15 protein-coding genes and 2 pseudogenes are annotated in these 15,398 nt (G+C 35.4%); 4 read left to right on the top strand and 13 right to left on the bottom strand.

From position 1 onward, the window contains the following. Positions 1–81: 81 nt before the first annotated feature. The 4 genes and pseudogenes from QF044_RS07560 to QF044_RS07545 all read right to left on the bottom strand — a co-directional run bounded on the left by QF044_RS07560 (position 82) and on the right by QF044_RS07545 (position 2,538). Positions 82–894, bottom strand: a complete 813-nt coding sequence (locus tag QF044_RS07560; protein ID WP_307265625.1) for a 2,3,4,5-tetrahydropyridine-2,6-dicarboxylate N-succinyltransferase — start codon at positions 892–894, stop codon at positions 82–84. Positions 895–1,033: 139 nt separating this feature from the next. Next, positions 1,034–1,321: pseudogene (locus QF044_RS07555) on the bottom strand (DUF2255 family protein); the annotation flags it as partial. A gap of 293 nt (positions 1,322–1,614) precedes the next feature. Further along, a complete protein-coding gene (locus QF044_RS07550; protein WP_307265623.1) occupies positions 1,615–1,941 on the bottom strand; it encodes a LytTR family DNA-binding domain-containing protein in 327 nt (108 codons plus the stop codon). A 24-nt stretch (positions 1,942–1,965) separates the two neighbouring features. Then, positions 1,966–2,538 carry a C40 family peptidase gene (locus QF044_RS07545; RefSeq protein WP_307265621.1) on the bottom strand — a complete coding sequence of 191 codons (573 nt, stop codon included), beginning with the start codon at positions 2,536–2,538 and terminating at the stop codon, positions 1,966–1,968. Between the two features lie 152 nt (positions 2,539–2,690). Between QF044_RS07545 and QF044_RS07540 the strand changes: the two genes are divergently transcribed. Next, positions 2,691–3,338 (top strand): hypothetical protein, encoded by a 648-nt coding sequence (locus QF044_RS07540; RefSeq protein WP_307265619.1) that lies wholly within the window; start codon positions 2,691–2,693, stop codon positions 3,336–3,338. A 38-nt stretch (positions 3,339–3,376) separates the two neighbouring features. Here the strand turns inward: QF044_RS07540 and QF044_RS07535 are convergent, their stop codons facing one another. Continuing rightward, positions 3,377–3,745 carry a hypothetical protein gene (locus QF044_RS07535; RefSeq protein WP_307265617.1) on the bottom strand — a complete coding sequence of 123 codons (369 nt, stop codon included), beginning with the start codon at positions 3,743–3,745 and terminating at the stop codon, positions 3,377–3,379. Positions 3,746–4,175: 430 nt separating this feature from the next. Here QF044_RS07535 and QF044_RS07530 point away from each other — a divergent pair, with 430 nt between their 5' ends. Next, the gene (locus QF044_RS07530; protein WP_307265615.1) at positions 4,176–4,859 is read left to right on the top strand and encodes a hypothetical protein; all 684 of its coding nucleotides are present in this window, start codon (positions 4,176–4,178) and stop codon (positions 4,857–4,859) included. Positions 4,860–5,007: 148 nt separating this feature from the next. Here the strand turns inward: QF044_RS07530 and QF044_RS07525 are convergent, their stop codons facing one another. From QF044_RS07525 to QF044_RS07505, 5 genes are all read right to left on the bottom strand, one after another. Beyond that, on the bottom strand, positions 5,008–6,462 hold the full coding sequence (locus tag QF044_RS07525; protein WP_307265613.1) for a T9SS type A sorting domain-containing protein: 1,455 nt from the start codon (positions 6,460–6,462) through the stop codon (positions 5,008–5,010). A 157-nt stretch (positions 6,463–6,619) separates the two neighbouring features. Further along, positions 6,620–7,645, bottom strand: a complete 1,026-nt coding sequence (locus tag QF044_RS07520; protein WP_307265611.1) for a rod shape-determining protein — start codon at positions 7,643–7,645, stop codon at positions 6,620–6,622. 193 nt (positions 7,646–7,838) lie between these two features. After that, on the bottom strand, positions 7,839–8,345 hold the full coding sequence (locus QF044_RS07515) for a hypothetical protein (protein WP_307265609.1): 507 nt from the start codon (positions 8,343–8,345) through the stop codon (positions 7,839–7,841). A gap of 198 nt (positions 8,346–8,543) precedes the next feature. Continuing rightward, positions 8,544–9,392: an AraC family transcriptional regulator gene (locus QF044_RS07510; RefSeq protein ID WP_307265608.1), complete on the bottom strand. Its 849-nt coding sequence runs from the start codon at positions 9,390–9,392 to the stop codon at positions 8,544–8,546. 71 nt (positions 9,393–9,463) lie between these two features. After that, the gene (locus QF044_RS07505; RefSeq protein WP_307265607.1) at positions 9,464–9,916 is read right to left on the bottom strand and encodes a hypothetical protein; all 453 of its coding nucleotides are present in this window, start codon (positions 9,914–9,916) and stop codon (positions 9,464–9,466) included. A gap of 165 nt (positions 9,917–10,081) precedes the next feature. On the opposite strand from QF044_RS07505, the gene QF044_RS07500 reads away from it, so the two are divergent. Beyond that, positions 10,082–11,152, top strand: a complete 1,071-nt coding sequence (locus QF044_RS07500) for a hypothetical protein (RefSeq protein WP_307265605.1) — start codon at positions 10,082–10,084, stop codon at positions 11,150–11,152. Positions 11,153–11,174: 22 nt separating this feature from the next. Here QF044_RS07500 and QF044_RS07495 read toward each other — a convergent pair whose 3' ends face one another. From QF044_RS07495 to QF044_RS07485, 3 genes and pseudogenes are all read right to left on the bottom strand, one after another. After that, positions 11,175–11,483, bottom strand: a complete 309-nt coding sequence (locus QF044_RS07495) for an ATP-binding protein (RefSeq protein WP_307265604.1) — start codon at positions 11,481–11,483, stop codon at positions 11,175–11,177. A gap of 11 nt (positions 11,484–11,494) precedes the next feature. Next, positions 11,495–12,493 carry a histidine kinase gene (locus tag QF044_RS07490; protein WP_307265603.1) on the bottom strand — a complete coding sequence of 333 codons (999 nt, stop codon included), beginning with the start codon at positions 12,491–12,493 and terminating at the stop codon, positions 11,495–11,497. Further along, positions 12,494–13,838 (bottom strand): annotated as a pseudogene (locus QF044_RS07485) (sigma-54-dependent transcriptional regulator). Positions 13,839–14,043: 205 nt separating this feature from the next. On the opposite strand from QF044_RS07485, the gene QF044_RS07480 reads away from it, so the two are divergent. Beyond that, positions 14,044–15,285, top strand: coding sequence for an efflux RND transporter periplasmic adaptor subunit (locus QF044_RS07480; protein ID WP_307265601.1), 1,242 nt, complete (start codon positions 14,044–14,046; stop codon positions 15,283–15,285). Positions 15,286–15,398 lie beyond the last annotated feature (113 nt).

Genomic DNA, 15,398 nt, shown 5'->3' with positions numbered 1-15,398 from the left:
TAAAATAAACCCTAAATGACTATTCAGGGTTTATTGTATAAATTTTAAAAATCAATCTTTAAAATTTAGAGAAAACACAGCTTATACGGCTACATTATTCTCTCTTAAAGCATCATTAAGAGATGTCTTTTTATCTGTTGATTCTTTTCTCTGACCGATGATCAATGCACAAGGAACCTGGTATTCTCCGGCAGGATACTGTTTTGTATAACTTCCCGGAATTACTACTGAACGTGCAGGAACTCTTCCTTTGATCTCAATTGGTGTATCCCCTGTAACATCAATAATTTTTGTAGAAGCTGTCAATACGACATTCGCACCCAATACGGCTTCTTTTTCTACGTGAACACCTTCTACCACGATACATCTTGAACCGATGAAACAATCGTCTTCAATGATCACAGGAGCAGCCTGTAACGGTTCCAATACACCACCGATACCTACACCACCACTCAGGTGAACGTTTTTACCGATCTGTGCACAGCTTCCAACCGTAGCCCAGGTGTCTACCATTGTTCCGGAATCTACATAAGCCCCGATATTTACGTAAGAAGGCATCAAAATAACGCCTGAAGCTACGAAAGATCCTTCTCTGGCGATCGCATGCGGTACAACTCTCACTCCTTTTTCAGCATAATTTTTCTTCAAAGGAATTTTGTCATGAAATTCAAACGGGCCTACTTCAATAGTTTCCATCTTCTGGATCGGGAAATACATTACTACGGCTTTCTTCACCCACTCATTCACCTGCCATCCGTTTTCCGTAGGCTCAGCAACACGAAGTTTTCCGGAATCCAATAAAGAAATAACCTCTCTTATCGCCTTCTGGCTGTCTTCATTCTGTAATAAATCTCTATGATCCCAAATGTTTTCAATTGTTTGTTGTAACGACATGTTTCTTGTTTGATTTTAGTATAAATTATCCCTGTAGCTTCCCACAGTTTGAAGGATCAAAAGTACAAAAGATTGTTTTAGTATACAAGTTACTAAACAAGTCTTCAACGGGAATTATTTACGGTAATCTGCAGCTTTATTATTCGCAAGTAATGAATTCCATCGTCTTCTCAACGTGTTTTGCCTCAATAATGCCTTTTGAATATTTGAGATTGGAACCTGTATTATATTTTGTTAAATAAGCCTCGTTAATGTCAGATGTAAGTTCTTTAAGATCGTCAGGAATGAGCGCTTTAATATTGAAAATTACTTCTCCGCATCTGATCTGCCCTTCCGGATCTTCTAAAAAAGTATGGTACCAGCTTTTTTCTGCCAGGCCCCATGATCTGGCGAAAATTCTGTTATTAACGGTCACCACCCAGATTTCAAGGAAGTAGTTCTTTGATTTCCTGCTTTAATTTCGGTAATATTATGACTGTTGATGTAATCTATTGCGCTGTCTTTATTCATTGTTATTTTTTAACGAATGTAAAATGAATGGAACAGTTTAACCAATTTATTATTCGGTCTGAAGGAAATATGATGTGGATGGGTGATTTTCTGATGTTTTCTGTTTTTAGAAGTCGTTAAATTAAGTTGTGAAACCATATCAAGGTTTTGAACCTTGACATGGTTTTTAACGACGAATGATTAAAATAGTAGTTTTTTTATGCTTCTTTTTCAGAGCATCATTTTATTGAGGGCTGTAACCAGACAGTCTTTGTAACTTTTCGCCACGGCAATTTTCTGATCCTGGCATGCAAGCTGGTTGTCTTCAAAATATTCGATATTCGTCAAATTGATAATGTAAGAGTTATGAACCCTCATGAATTCATCCGGAAGACTTTCAATCAAATCTTTAAGGGCTTTGTAGTAAAGGTATTTTTTGTTGGAGGTGGTATTGATTTCCACATAATTTCCCAAACCTTTGATAATGGTAATATCTTTAAAGAACAGTTTTACCAGTTTTTTATCTGTTTTAATAAAAGCAAAGGTTCGATTTTCCATATCAACGATTGATTTAAATAAATCTTATAAAACCCTTTGAGCGTGGAGATAAGCTTTATTCCAGTATTTCTCATTCAATGATGAGATCATTACTCCTTTTGATGTGGAAGCATGGATAAATTTCACTTCGCCGTCAGCACCAATATCATGAACGATACCGACATGGGAGACTCTGCTTCCTCCGGCTGTTGCAAAAAATAAAAGGTCACCCGGTTTTACTTCTTTAATATCTATTTTTTTACCGGCATCCGCCTGATCACTGGATCTGCGAGGCAATGAGAAATCATTTTCTTCAAAAACTTTTACAGTAAAACCGGAACAGTCGAATCCTGACGAGCTGTTTCCTCCAAATTTGTAAGGAGTCCCGATATACCTTTCGGCATCTTTCAGAATATCGTTGACAGATCTGGAAATATTTCCATCAAATTTAGAATCCAGTTTTCTGAGATTTTCTGTTTTCGCAACAGTTTTAGTCCCCGAATTTTTCTTTGAAGATACGTTTTTTGATGATCCGCATGAAACAATGACAGCAGAAGCTATCAGTAGAACAGAAAATTGCTTTATTCTTAAGTTTTTTTCAAATAATCCCGTTTTCATAGTCATCTGATTTTAAATGAAGTAACTAATTATGCGCAAATATACATTTTATATTTAAATTATATAATAAGTATACTAGAACTATAGTATAAATATATGTTAAAATATTGTTTTCCTATATTTATTAGTATATTTGAATTCAATTTTGCGATATGGCAACATATGAAAGTTTAATAAAGATCAAAGGAAGTGTAGGCGATCTGGTTTTTTACAGCCTGAACGGGAAAAATGTAGTCCGGAAAAAAAGTGGATTTAATAAAAATGCATTTAAGAAAAGTGCGTCTTATGAAAAAGTAAGGCAGAACAGTTCGGAATTTGGGCATTGTTCAAAAGCTGGAAAAACAATACGAAGTTGTATTGAGAGCTATACTAAGGAAGCAGGTGATCCTGTGTTGTACCAGAAATTTGCAAAACTGATGACAGTCATTAAAGATCTCGATACCATTTCAGGTAGAGGAAAAAGAACGGTGCAAAATGGTCTTGCAACCCAGCAGGGATTAAAGTTACTGAAAGAATTCAGTTTTGGAGAAATCCAGAATATTCCTGCAGACGTTTTTGTTTTGGAGAAAAAGAAAAACAGAATTCTGAATTTAGGGAAAAAACTTTCCGAAGATGAAATGGCGATCATTATGATACAACCCAATCTCGATCTATATTCAGCGGAATATTTTGAAGAGAAACTTTCTTCGGTTGAGGAGAAAGAGATTTTTTTGGAAAGGCATTTTCCGGATGATACGCTCCTACTCTACTTTTTAGTATTAAAAAAAAACAATAAAATTACCCGGATGGGATTTATTTAGACAAAAAGCCTGCAGATTGATCTGCAGGCTTTCTGTTTTTATTTTTTGTCACCTGTCCAGGTTCCGTATCTTGCCGGTGTAGGAACAGCGTTTGACCAGTTTCCGTTTCCTTTTTTATCTTTTGAAAGGGTTCCTTTAAATTCCCCATCGGAAGGAAGCCCAATCACAGCAGTAAGATCACCGGTTTCAGTTAAGTGTCCGGAGATATTGTAGTTTTCATCATTTACTGTTGAATGCATTGTTCCGGTTACTTTTCCGTCACTTGCCACTACCACGTTCCAGGTTCCGTCGTCACTGCCTGTATATTTTCCTGACCATGTTCCTATATAATCATAAATAGTGTCATCATCAGAGCTGCAACCGATAAATAAAAATGCTGTTAAAAGAAGTAAAAAAAGTTTCTTCATAGTTTCTAATAGTTTTATAACCTAATCAAATTTTATTGTTATCTATTTACATTCTATCCCCAGAGATAGGGATCTGAACTAATGTTAAATATTTTTCTGGTTTTGTTCCGTGCAAATCTACTAATTTTTTTCATTCAGATTATCTGAATTTTAATCAGCTGTTTATATTTTTATCAATTAACTACATATTTTGGCTAAAATACAATTATTTTCCAAATACAAACAGCTAAACAGCTCATGAAGTACTGAAAATTGCTTTAAATACCCAATACCTATTAAATTTAAATATTAAGATTGATTTAGTACATTTTTATTAATTATATTATTTTCATCTCGATTATAAGGAATTTAGATTGAAATTATTTTTAGCGGTTATAAATATTTCCTACTTTAGTGAAAAATATAAAACCATTTAAAAACGATGATCAACATGAAGACAAGAATACCATTTTTTGTTGCTATTGCTTTTTTCAGTAATTTCAAATCTCAGGTAGGGATCAACACAAGCACACCTACTCACACCCTGGATGTCAACGGATTGGTAAGAGTAAGAACCCTGGCCAATGCCGAGAGAAAAATTGTTTCAGCAGACTCACAAGGTGTTTTAACGCTACTCTCTCCTGAAGAGATCTTTTCGCCTAAGGCTTTATTAAATACTTCCACATCTCCCACGGAACAAAGACTGACAATTTATGAAGGGAAATGCTTTCAGCCTACAGACAATGCATCATCCTGTACAGTTAATGTCAATCACTATAGTTCATGTGCCGGCTTTACCAAAGCTATTGACACCCAAATTGTGGTAGGCCAGACCATCAATACAGCAAATGGACAGTTTCTGGGAGTCTGGTCTGCGCGATATATTGATAATAAGGGTTATGTGGGGGGAGCTACAGCTGCTGAACAGGTGGCACCCGACTATCCAAGGATTTCATATCCTGTGGCCAATTCTGCCAATTATTTGGGAAGCGGATCTTTCTCAGGACAATGTAATGCAGATCTTGTGACTACGATCAACCAAAGTACAGGTGATGTTAAAATAGAATCTGCAAAAAGAAGTATGTTTGCGCATCTGGTCTACCTTATCTCTGTATCACGTTCAAAAAGTAACTAGAATTTTTTCATTTAAATAAAAATAGCTGCACTAAGAATGCAGCTATTTTGTTTATAGAGAATTGCTAAACATTTAGTTCTTATTAATTATTATAAATTTAATTTTCCATTATAGGCGAATAATTGTCGTTACAGCAATTTGATCTGGTTTATTTTTTTATGAACTGAGAAGTTATAATTCCTTTTTCTGTTTTCAGATTAAGTAGGTATGTTCCTGAGATAAGATAACTGATATGGATAGAATTATTAACGATCTGAACACCAGAATCTATCTTTTTCCCTGTGAAATCATAAATTTCATAGCTTAATACATTTTCCTCTGATTGAAAATGCAAAATATCCATTGACGGATTAGGGTATAGTTTTGCTTTCTGTGCATGTATTTCCTGAGTAGATAAATTGCTTGTACTAAAGAAGTATTTTCTTGCTGTACCCGCATATCTCAACTGAGCGCCATGCCAAAATGAGTAGATACCAATGAGAACAATAGAATTGTTATAAAGCTCAAAACCCTCAGAATAAGCAGGATATCCTTCTCCTGATAACTTAGGTGTAATGATCAGGCCATTTAACCCAAAAGAAGAATCCAGAATACCATCTGCATTCATTTTTAAGGCATACATCGATCGTATTCCGGTTCCTGAAATAATGTAGGATCCATCCTGCAAACGTTGTATTTTGGTAGGATCAGAATTTGACTGTATAGGAATAGTATTGGTTCCTGAATTTTTAAATGTAGTATCTAAAACTCCATTCGGAAGAAGGCGGTACATAACAAGCCCAAAGCAGTTTCCTCCGCTACACATACTTCCAGATGTAAATCCCAGAATTTTCCCATCATCCAAAAGTTCCAGCTGGGTATAGTCTCCTATATATTCTCCGCCAGGATACATAAAATGTCCTCCTGTTCCAAAAGTTGTATCAATAGATCCGGCAGCTGTAATTTTTGTAACCAGAATCTTACGGTTATTAACAAAAATCTCGTGCTTTCCTGCAACAAAAATTTCGTTGTTTGAATTTACTTTTATTTTACCATATCGGTAAGTTGAACCTAAATCAATTCTTCCGTTACTCCCAAAAGTACTATCTAAAAGACCGTTTGGAAGGATACGATAAATAAAGTAATTGTAGCTATCATGTTTTAAAAGATAAATTTTGCCGTCGGGATCAACGAAAATATCAATAAAAGAGCCGGTATTGGTAAAGGTGGTAAAACCAGGTACAAAATTTCCATCAGCATTTATCTTTTCCAGTTTTCCACCAGTTGCAAAATCAAGAACAATAAAATTTCCGTCTTTCGCAGATTCTATTCTTCCGTAATTTCCTGTGGGATAAATATATTTGTATCCCAGCCCATTAAAAGTTGTATCAAGAAGACCATTGGCAGTAAAGCGGGCAAAAAGATTGGTGCCAACCGCTAATATTTTTCCGTCAGGAAGTTTGATGGTTTCATGAACTTGTAAACCACCGGAGGTTTGGCCATTGGTGTAAAAAGCAAAATTAGTATATCCGCTGTTAGTCCCATAAGAAGTATCTAAAAGATTCTCCTGAGCATTTATATTGAAAGACAGGACAACCCCCAGAATAAGTAAAATTTTCCGCATATAATTTTTTGGTTAATGAGTTATTTCAATATTCCAAATATACTCATTCCCTAACTAACTGTTTTTTTAGTCAACTATTATTTCACCAACGGATGTACATCTCCTTACCAGTATGAATTTGTACTGACAATAAGTCTTAACAGAAATAATGTGTAGATTACTTTATTAAAAATCTGAATTTATTGATGTTTTTTAGGGCGATCCCGGTTCCCCGAACAACAGCTCTTAAAGGATCTTCGGCTACACAAACCGGCAATCCTGTTTTCAGGTGGATCCTGTCTGCCAACCCATTAAGTAAAGCACCTCCTCCGGCAAGGAAAATACCAGTTTTATAAATATCGGAAGCAAGTTCAGGCGGAGTAATGGCCAGCGTTTCCATAATTGCATCTTCAATTCTCATGATGGATTTATCTATGGCTTTGAAAACTTCTTTATAGCTTACCATAATCTCTTTGGGTTTACCGGTGATCAGGTCTCTACCCTGTACCGGGATATCTTCCAAAGGAAAATCAAGTTCTTCTAATGCAGAACCTATTTCAATTTTTATTCTTTCAGCTGTTCTCTCCCCAATATCCAGATTATACTGAGACCTGATAAAATAGGTGATATCATTGGTAAAAACATCCCCAGCGATCTTTAAAGATCTGTCGCAGACGATTCCCCCCAGGGCAATAACGGCTATTTCGGTAGTTCCCCCACCTATATCAACGATCATATTTCCTTCAGGGTTCTCAACATCAATACCGGCACCAATAGCAGCTGCCATTGGTTCATAGATCAGTTTTACCTCTTTTGCGTTTACCTTCAGTGCTGAATCTTTTACTGCTCTTTTTTCAACTTCAGTAATTCCCGAAGGAATACAAATCACAATTCTAAGAGCCGGCTGCATGAATTTGCCACTCATATCCGGAATTTTCTTAATAAACTCCTTGATCATGTGTTCGGATGCATGAAAATCTGCAATAACGCCGTCTTTTAAAGGACGTATCGTTTTAATGTTTTCATGGGTTTTACCCTGCATCAGCTTAGCCTGTGTTCCCACAGCAATAGGCTTTCCCGTAGCCCGATCAATAGCAACAATAGAGGGTTCGTCTATGACGATTTTATTGTTGTATATGATCAGGGTATTAGCTGTTCCAAGATCTATAGCAATCTCCCGTGTAAACATATCAAACAATCCCATATTCCATTATTTTATTGACGGCAAAAATACGCTATTACTGAAGATATCAAAGACAGAAGAAACTTCAATTAGAGTTAAACTTACGTTAAAGTATCCGCAAAGAAAAAATTACTACTTCCAGTCAGGCAGTTAGAGTTTTAAAATATTTAGGCTCCTGTTTTTCTCTTGATAGATTACAATGTCTTACTTATTATTAACTCTCCAGATAAGTTGAAGTTGGTTTGTTGATTTTCTTTTGTCTAAGGTACTGGTAAACAGAGCCTGCAATAAAAAGTAGGAAAAGAACCAAAAGTGTTTTACCAATGATAGGATCACTGATATTCTTTGCTAAAGGATGCCCTAACGGTACACGGGTAAAAGTTTCATTAACTGTTGGCACAAGAGACAGGAAAAAACTGAAGGAAAGCAGAAAGTTTTCAAAATAGCGGGCTTTATTATTATGCTCTTTTTTTGAAAACAGAAAATAGGCAACAGATACCAACAGAATGATAAATATTGAAAAAGCATGTCCCGGATTGAATCCTCCATGTTTTGATATACCCAATGCGGTGATCGAAGTAATAAGGGTTCCGTAAAAGTAAACCTTTCCTGATATTTCCTTTAAATTGATTTTACCGTATCTGATAAATCCTATTAATGCCCCTGCAATTGAGCTAACACCAATGATTGTGTGAAAAATTCCTAAACTTGATAGTCCCATTTTTTAATTTTTTAAATATTAATTCCATTATTTTTAAATTGTCGACACTGCAAAATTGCGACAGAAAAAAGGAATTGATTTTGTGATTCCGTTCAATTATTTGGCATTTTAGTCCAATAAAAAAGCAATCCTAAATATTCATTTAACATTGCTTTTCTTGAGTTCTATAACTTTGTCCAAAAATTTCGTCCCGCTCCTTTACCTGTTTTCCTGACGATAGTGCGAGGGACTGACATGGTATTTATCGCTAAAACTTTTTGTAAAATTAGCGAGATCATTGAATCCGCAATCAAATGCAATATCCGTGATCCGCTGATTAGAAACTACAAGCAGTTCGGCAGCTTTTTCCAGTTTTTTATTTTTAATGTAACTGGCAGGTGTATCATTGTATAGTTTCGCAAATTCCCTTTTAAAGGAAGATACGCTCAGGTTATTTTGTTCTGCCAGTTCTTCTATTGTCAACTGTGAAAACAGATTGGCTTCAATAACCTGCTTAAAAGTATACGTCATAGGAGAAAACAATTGAGACAATATCAGCTGTACTGCTTCTGCATTTTTAGTTTGTGATAGCAGAAGAATAATTTCCTTTAATTTCAAAACGAGAATATCCTCATTGACCAGGGATGGGTTTTCAAAGTAAAATAACAATCCCTCTACATATTTCTGGATCAGGAAGTCATTATTTATCTTTTCATTTGATTTGTTTGAAATTTTATTTTTCGGAGATTGCAGGATGAATGGCAATTCTCTTTCATAAATTTTCTTTAATATATCCGGATAGAAAGTGACAATTACAATTTCACAGTTATTTTCAGTTGCGGAATTATGGATCTGCTTTCCGGAGGTTATACAATTCAGAAACAGGGAATAATTTGCAGGAATATTAATTTCTGAATTATCCATTTTATATTGGAATTCTCCTTGTAAAACATATAGAAAACAAGCTTGTTCTGTGACTGGAAAATCAAATCTGAACGGCGAAGTCAGTGCTATCTTCTGCATCAGAGTTTTACCAAAAAGGTCATATTTTTTATAATCGTTTACCATAATCACTATTTATCTAAAGGTGTAAAATCAGCAATAAAAAACCATTGCCTATAGATCACAAAACTCATTTTTTAAATGAGTTGATCACGAATATCTCTATATTGTTCAGTAAATAATTCCGGACTAATTTTCATTTCCATAAGTGCTAAAATCCTGTTGAAATTTTGCTTGAGGTAAAATCCTCTGTCCAGCACCAATTTCCGGTCAGAGTAATATATGATCACTTTAGGGGTTTTAAATTTTCCAAGCTCAATCATATCTACTTTGGTGATGTCATTCCAACCAAAATTATATTGCTTAATACCTCTTAATAATTTGATCCCGGAATCTGAAACCATAAGCTTCAGACGAGTATACATCAACATAGAAACAGCGATAAGAAAAAGTACCGGGACTATTAGTAGCAACCCACCTTTACTATTTTCCATCATAGAAAGACCTACTCCAGCAGCCAACAAAACAGGAGCAAAAATGTAACAGATGATTTTAATCCATTGTGGTGCGGAAAATACCTCTTCAGTCAATATTTCATGTATTTCATAAAAATACAATTTTTAAACTGATTCGTTATTATCATAAAAAATAAATCACATTAGGTTGGATTTATGTAAATTTGATTCAGATACCTCAAGCATTTATTTATACTTAGTATGGATAATATGCTTCAAATAATCTCAAAATCGATTAAAATGAAATTTATTTTCTCCTTTTTTGCCTATTTATTCTTTTTAAATATGTATGCTCAGGATAAGCCTCAGTATGTTCCCTTTAAGTTTAACGGTAAAACTGGCATCATGTATGTATCCAGAAAAGAATACAGAGAACCTGGTTATTTGAATGAATTTGGAAATTATTATCTGGCAGGCGATTTTCAAAGCTATATAATACATACAGAAGAAGATTCGGATGCAGTGATAGATGCCACAGCTGGGAAAGAATTATTCACAGGAAACCTGGATACTGACTGTGGACAGTTAAAAATTGGTAACGATACATATTATCATTTCAGACTTGCAGAGAGATCTGCATTATTAGCTTCCGGAAAAACAGTTATCAACCTAGATAAAAGTTATTTAAAGATAGAACCCAATTCCAGTTCATGGGATAATGAAAATTTAAATGATGACCAATTCATCTGGGCACTAAAAGAGGACGGGACTTATGATATTCTTGATGGCAAGAAGAAATTTGCAGCAGTTAAGGGGCTGCCTAACTTTGAAAGTTTCGATCTGATCTTCAGGACAAACAACGGCGCTCCTCCTACTCTGGCCGGATTTGCACTTGGAAAAAAAACGGCAATAATCCGTAGTTTCGGGCAGCAATATGGAATTTCCCAATCTGATGAAACTGTGGAAATATATGATATCCATCTTAAAAAAACAGGTAGTGTTCCCTATCGTGAAGACCGTATTGCTAAACTGTTCAACACCGGAATCCAGCTTAGAGGTAGGATGATTGCTCCTCCGGGAGTAAAGAATGAGACCATCAGATCTAATAACAAAATAATTGTTTTAAATCAGGAATTCAGCTTAATACCTGAGGCGGATAAACTGGTATTGGTCAACACAAAAAAGAATTCTTTACCGGTATTGGGAAATGACAAATTTGATTACCGCTACATAAGCACCTCAAAAAATTCAAAAGCGCTTCTTCAAATAAGGCATTCCGAAAGTGGAAGCTTCTTCTATTTTGATTTCGATGGCATTTATTTTCCAAAAGGTATACCTATGATTCCTGAAAAATACCAACAATGGAAATAGAAGAAAAAACGTCCTGTTTATCTTACTCCACAAACCAGATTTCAAAACGGCTGCCTTTTTCCAACGGCTTGTATGTGAGATAACCTTTGTGCGCTTCAATGATACTTTTGCTGAGTGTGAGGCCAATCCCTGATCCGCTGATTCTGGTCGTAAAAAAAGGAATGAAAATTTTGTCTTTTATTTCATTTGGAATTCCCATTCCATTGTCTTCCACACTTAGAATGATCCGCTTATTAAGTGTTTTAATCTCTGTTTTAATGATCTTTTCGGAATTATCGGCAACAGCATAAATTGCATTCAGATAAAGATTGATCAGACATCTTTCGATCATTTTTTCATCGGCTAAAATTCTTTGATCTTCCAATGAAGTAATGAGACCGTAATATTACTTTTGTCAAATTCGGATTTCAGGAAATTAAGGGCAGATTCTACTATAGTCTTTAATGCAATAATTTTGAAAACCGGCTTCGGCAGTTCGGCCACCTGTCTGTAATCATCCACAAAATTCAGTAATTGTTTAGATTTTGAATTGATGACCGTCAGGCTTTCTTTCATTTCCTGCTGATCTTCTTTTCCGACAACCTGCTGATTTGCAATATATTCCAGGTTCTGTATTAAGCTATTCACGGGGGTCAGCGTATTCAGAAGTTCATGGGAGATCACTTTCATCAGGTTGTTCCAGGCAAGTTTTTCCTTTTGCTCGATAATTTTCTGGAGAGATTCCAGGCTGATGATGCAGAAACGGTTCTTCACGTTTTCCACTTTTTTTGTTCTCAGAGAAAACGACTGTCTTACATTTTCATTGATTGAGATATCAAAAAATTCTTGAGAATTTTCGTAATTCGTCTGTTCTATAATTTTATAAAAGTCAGGTATTTTAGACTCATAAAGTTCCCAGGAATTGTACTTCGGAATCTTCAGTATTTCTAGAAAAACCGGATTCACATAAAATACTTCCCATTTATTATCTGTTTCAGAGAGGATCATCAGCCCAATTTCCAATTGATTCAAAATTCCTTCATATAAAAGTTTGTAAGAAGAATAAGAAAGATGTTCCTCTTTGCTTTGATAATACAATTTCACAGCATGATCCACCAGGTTATTATCTTCCGTTTCCGGAAAAAGGGAAAAGTCTTTTTTCTGAATAGCCAGCAATATTTTTTCGCTTTTCTGAACGAATGATAGGGCTGAAATCTGAGCCAGAACAATACACCCAATACTGATTATCGTAAACAGAACGAAATTGATCCACTTATTCTCCGAAAAAAAGTCCCATGCAAAAATCCCACTGATGGTAGCCAACAGAATAAATAGCAGTGATATAAGTTGTTGCTTATTCATTTACAATTCAAATTTTTCCATTCTTCTGTAAAGTGCTGCTCTTGACAATCCCAGATCTTCAGCTGCCGAAGAAATATTTCCTCTATGTTTTTTCAGTGCTTTTTTAATCAGAATTTCTTCCATTTCCTCGATGTTCAGATTAATGATTGTCTTTTCCGATTCTTCATCTTGTGGCATCAGTAGTTTCAAGTTTTTTTCATTGGAAAGAATCACACTTCTCTCAATGCAATGATCGAGCTCCCGGATATTTCCCGGCCATGAGTAATTGATCAGTTCATTAGTCAGCGTTTCATTTAAAGCCAATTCCGGTTTGTGGTATTTCTGCTTGTATTTTTCCAGGAAATAATTGGTGAGAGCCGGGATATCTTCCAGCCGGTCTCTCAAGCTTGGAATCTGCAATTCAACGGTATTGATCCTATAATAGAGATCTTTTCGGAAACGATTCTCTGACACCGCTTTTTTAAGGTTTTCATTTGTGGCGAAAATAAACCTTACATCCAATAATCTTTCCTTGCTCTCTCCTAGTCTGGATAATGTTTCTGTTTTGAATAAGACTTAATAATTTCGTTTGCAGATGAAGCGGAAGGTTTCCTATTTCATCAAGAAAAACCGTTCCATTCTGGGCATTTTCAATCTTTCCTGAATAATCCTGATGAGCATCTGTAAAAGCCCCTTTTTTATACCCAAACAATTCAGATTCAAAAAGATTCTCAGACAGACTTCCCAGATCAATGTGCACAAAAGGCTGGTTTTTTCTTTCCGATAATTCGTGGATATGCTCTGCCAAAACATATTTCCCTGTCCCGTTTTCTCCTAAAAGCAGAACATTGGCATCTGTTGCAGCAACCTTTCGGATCTGATCCATCACCTCCTGCATCGCAAAAGACTGTGTTTCTAGCTTATATTGATTGGTTTTTACACTTACATTTTCCCATTGGTTCAGCTTCTTATTTTTTCTTGAAATATCAACTGCAAGACTTACAGAAGCGTATAACTTCTCATTATTCCAGGGCTTCAAAATAAAATCTGAAGCACCTTTTTTCAGAGCTTCCACCGCCAGCTCCACCTCCCCGTAAGCTGTCATCAAAATAATCGGAAGTTCCGGTTCCAGAGTTTTAATTTCTTGCATCCAGTACAATCCGTCCTGTCCATTTTCAAAACCTTTGCGAAAATTCATATCCAGGAGAACGGCATCAACCTGCTGTTCCGACATAAATTTAAGAATGCTTTTTGGCTGACTGAGGCAATTCACCTCCGTAAAAAATTTTTTCAGCCAGACTCTTGCCGAAAATAAAATATCTTCGTCGTCATCAACAATTAAAATATGAGCTTCTTTTTTTCGCATAAACTTGAATTTCTATCTTGGACTTTGTATATCTTATGGTATACATTGCCTGCTATTGTCCGTTTCCGCACAAAAAGTGTCCGATAATGAACAGTTTTAAAATTAATAAAATTATATTTAATCACATTTTCAGAGACTTACATTCTTATAAATTACTGGCACTTGTATTGCGTAACATTCTGTAAGTAAATAAGTTATCTTAAATATGGATACGAAAATAGTAAAAAAGAAGTCTAAATTAAAATTTATATTGATTATTGCTGCTTCTGCTTTGGCAGTTTCAGTTTTTGGATGGTATTTCCTCAATCAGAAAAAAACATATAATATAAAACTGGAAGATGTTCAGGTGGATGAAGTTACCAAAGGGAAATTTGAAGATATGCTGATGGTTACTGCACAAACACAATCTCTGAATTCTTCGCTCATCAACGTTCTGGAAGGTGGTGCCGTAAAGGAAATTTTTGCTGAAGATGGGCAAATGCTAACCAAAGGACAGCCGATCGCAAGAGTTTACAATCCGAATACGGAATTCAATTATCTTAATCAGGAGACCGGGATTATGCAGCAGATCAGCCAGATGAGAAGTTCACTTCTGGAACTTAAAAACCAGGAATTCAATCAGGATAAAGAAGTATTGCAGTCTCAGAATGATTATAACACGGCGCTGCAGTCTTTCAATCTTCAGAAAAGACTTTATGAAGCTGAGATCGGAAAGAAAACGGATTATGATATTGCCCTGCAGAATCTCAATTACCAGAAAGATCGTAAAAAGATCGTGGAGAAAGGTTCTTCCAGTGAAAAAGTATCCCGAAATTCCCAGCTGACAGCCATCAATAATTCCATCGGGCAAATGGAAAAAAGTCTGAATATCCTTCGTTCCAACAAAAATAATTTCCTTATCATGTCACCGGTTTCAGGCAGGTTATCTTCTTTTAATATTTCGCTGGGACAAAATCTAACGACAAGTGAAAGCATCGGAAAAGTAGACCTGATGGGCGGTTATAAACTAATTGCCAAAGTGGATGAATATTATATCAACAAGCTTCAGAACGGAATTAAAGGAAGCCTGGACAGCAACGGAAAAGAATACAATGTAATCATCACCAAAATTCTTCCGGAAGTGAAAGACGGTCAGTTTTCTGTAGAGCTGAATTTCAGTGATGTAAAACCGGAAAACCTTAAGATAGGAATGACATTCGGAGTAAAATTAAAGCTATCGGCAGACACCCAAAGCATGATGATCCCGAAAGGAAACTTCTACAAAGACACAAACGGAAAATGGATCTTTGTATTAAAAGGAGACAAAGCAGTGAAAAGAAACATCAGTCTCGGAAGAGAAAACCCAATGTTTTACGAAGTGGTTTCCGGGCTTAAGCAAGGTGAGACCGTAATTACATCAGATTATACTGAATTCAAAAAATATGAAATACTTGATATAAAGAAATAATATCCAGACTATCTTAAATTAGACTAAAATAATAATAATAATAATAATAATAATAATAATAATAATAATACGCTTTAAATTAATTTCCAAATTATAATTTTAAATAAACTAAA

Origin of the sequence: Chryseobacterium sp. W4I1, from assembly GCF_030816115.1 — a bacterium.
Lineage (GTDB): Bacteria > Bacteroidota > Bacteroidia > Flavobacteriales > Weeksellaceae > Chryseobacterium.
Note: the sequence above shows the minus strand (reverse complement) of the source record. Positions and strands in the feature narration are given on the sequence as shown.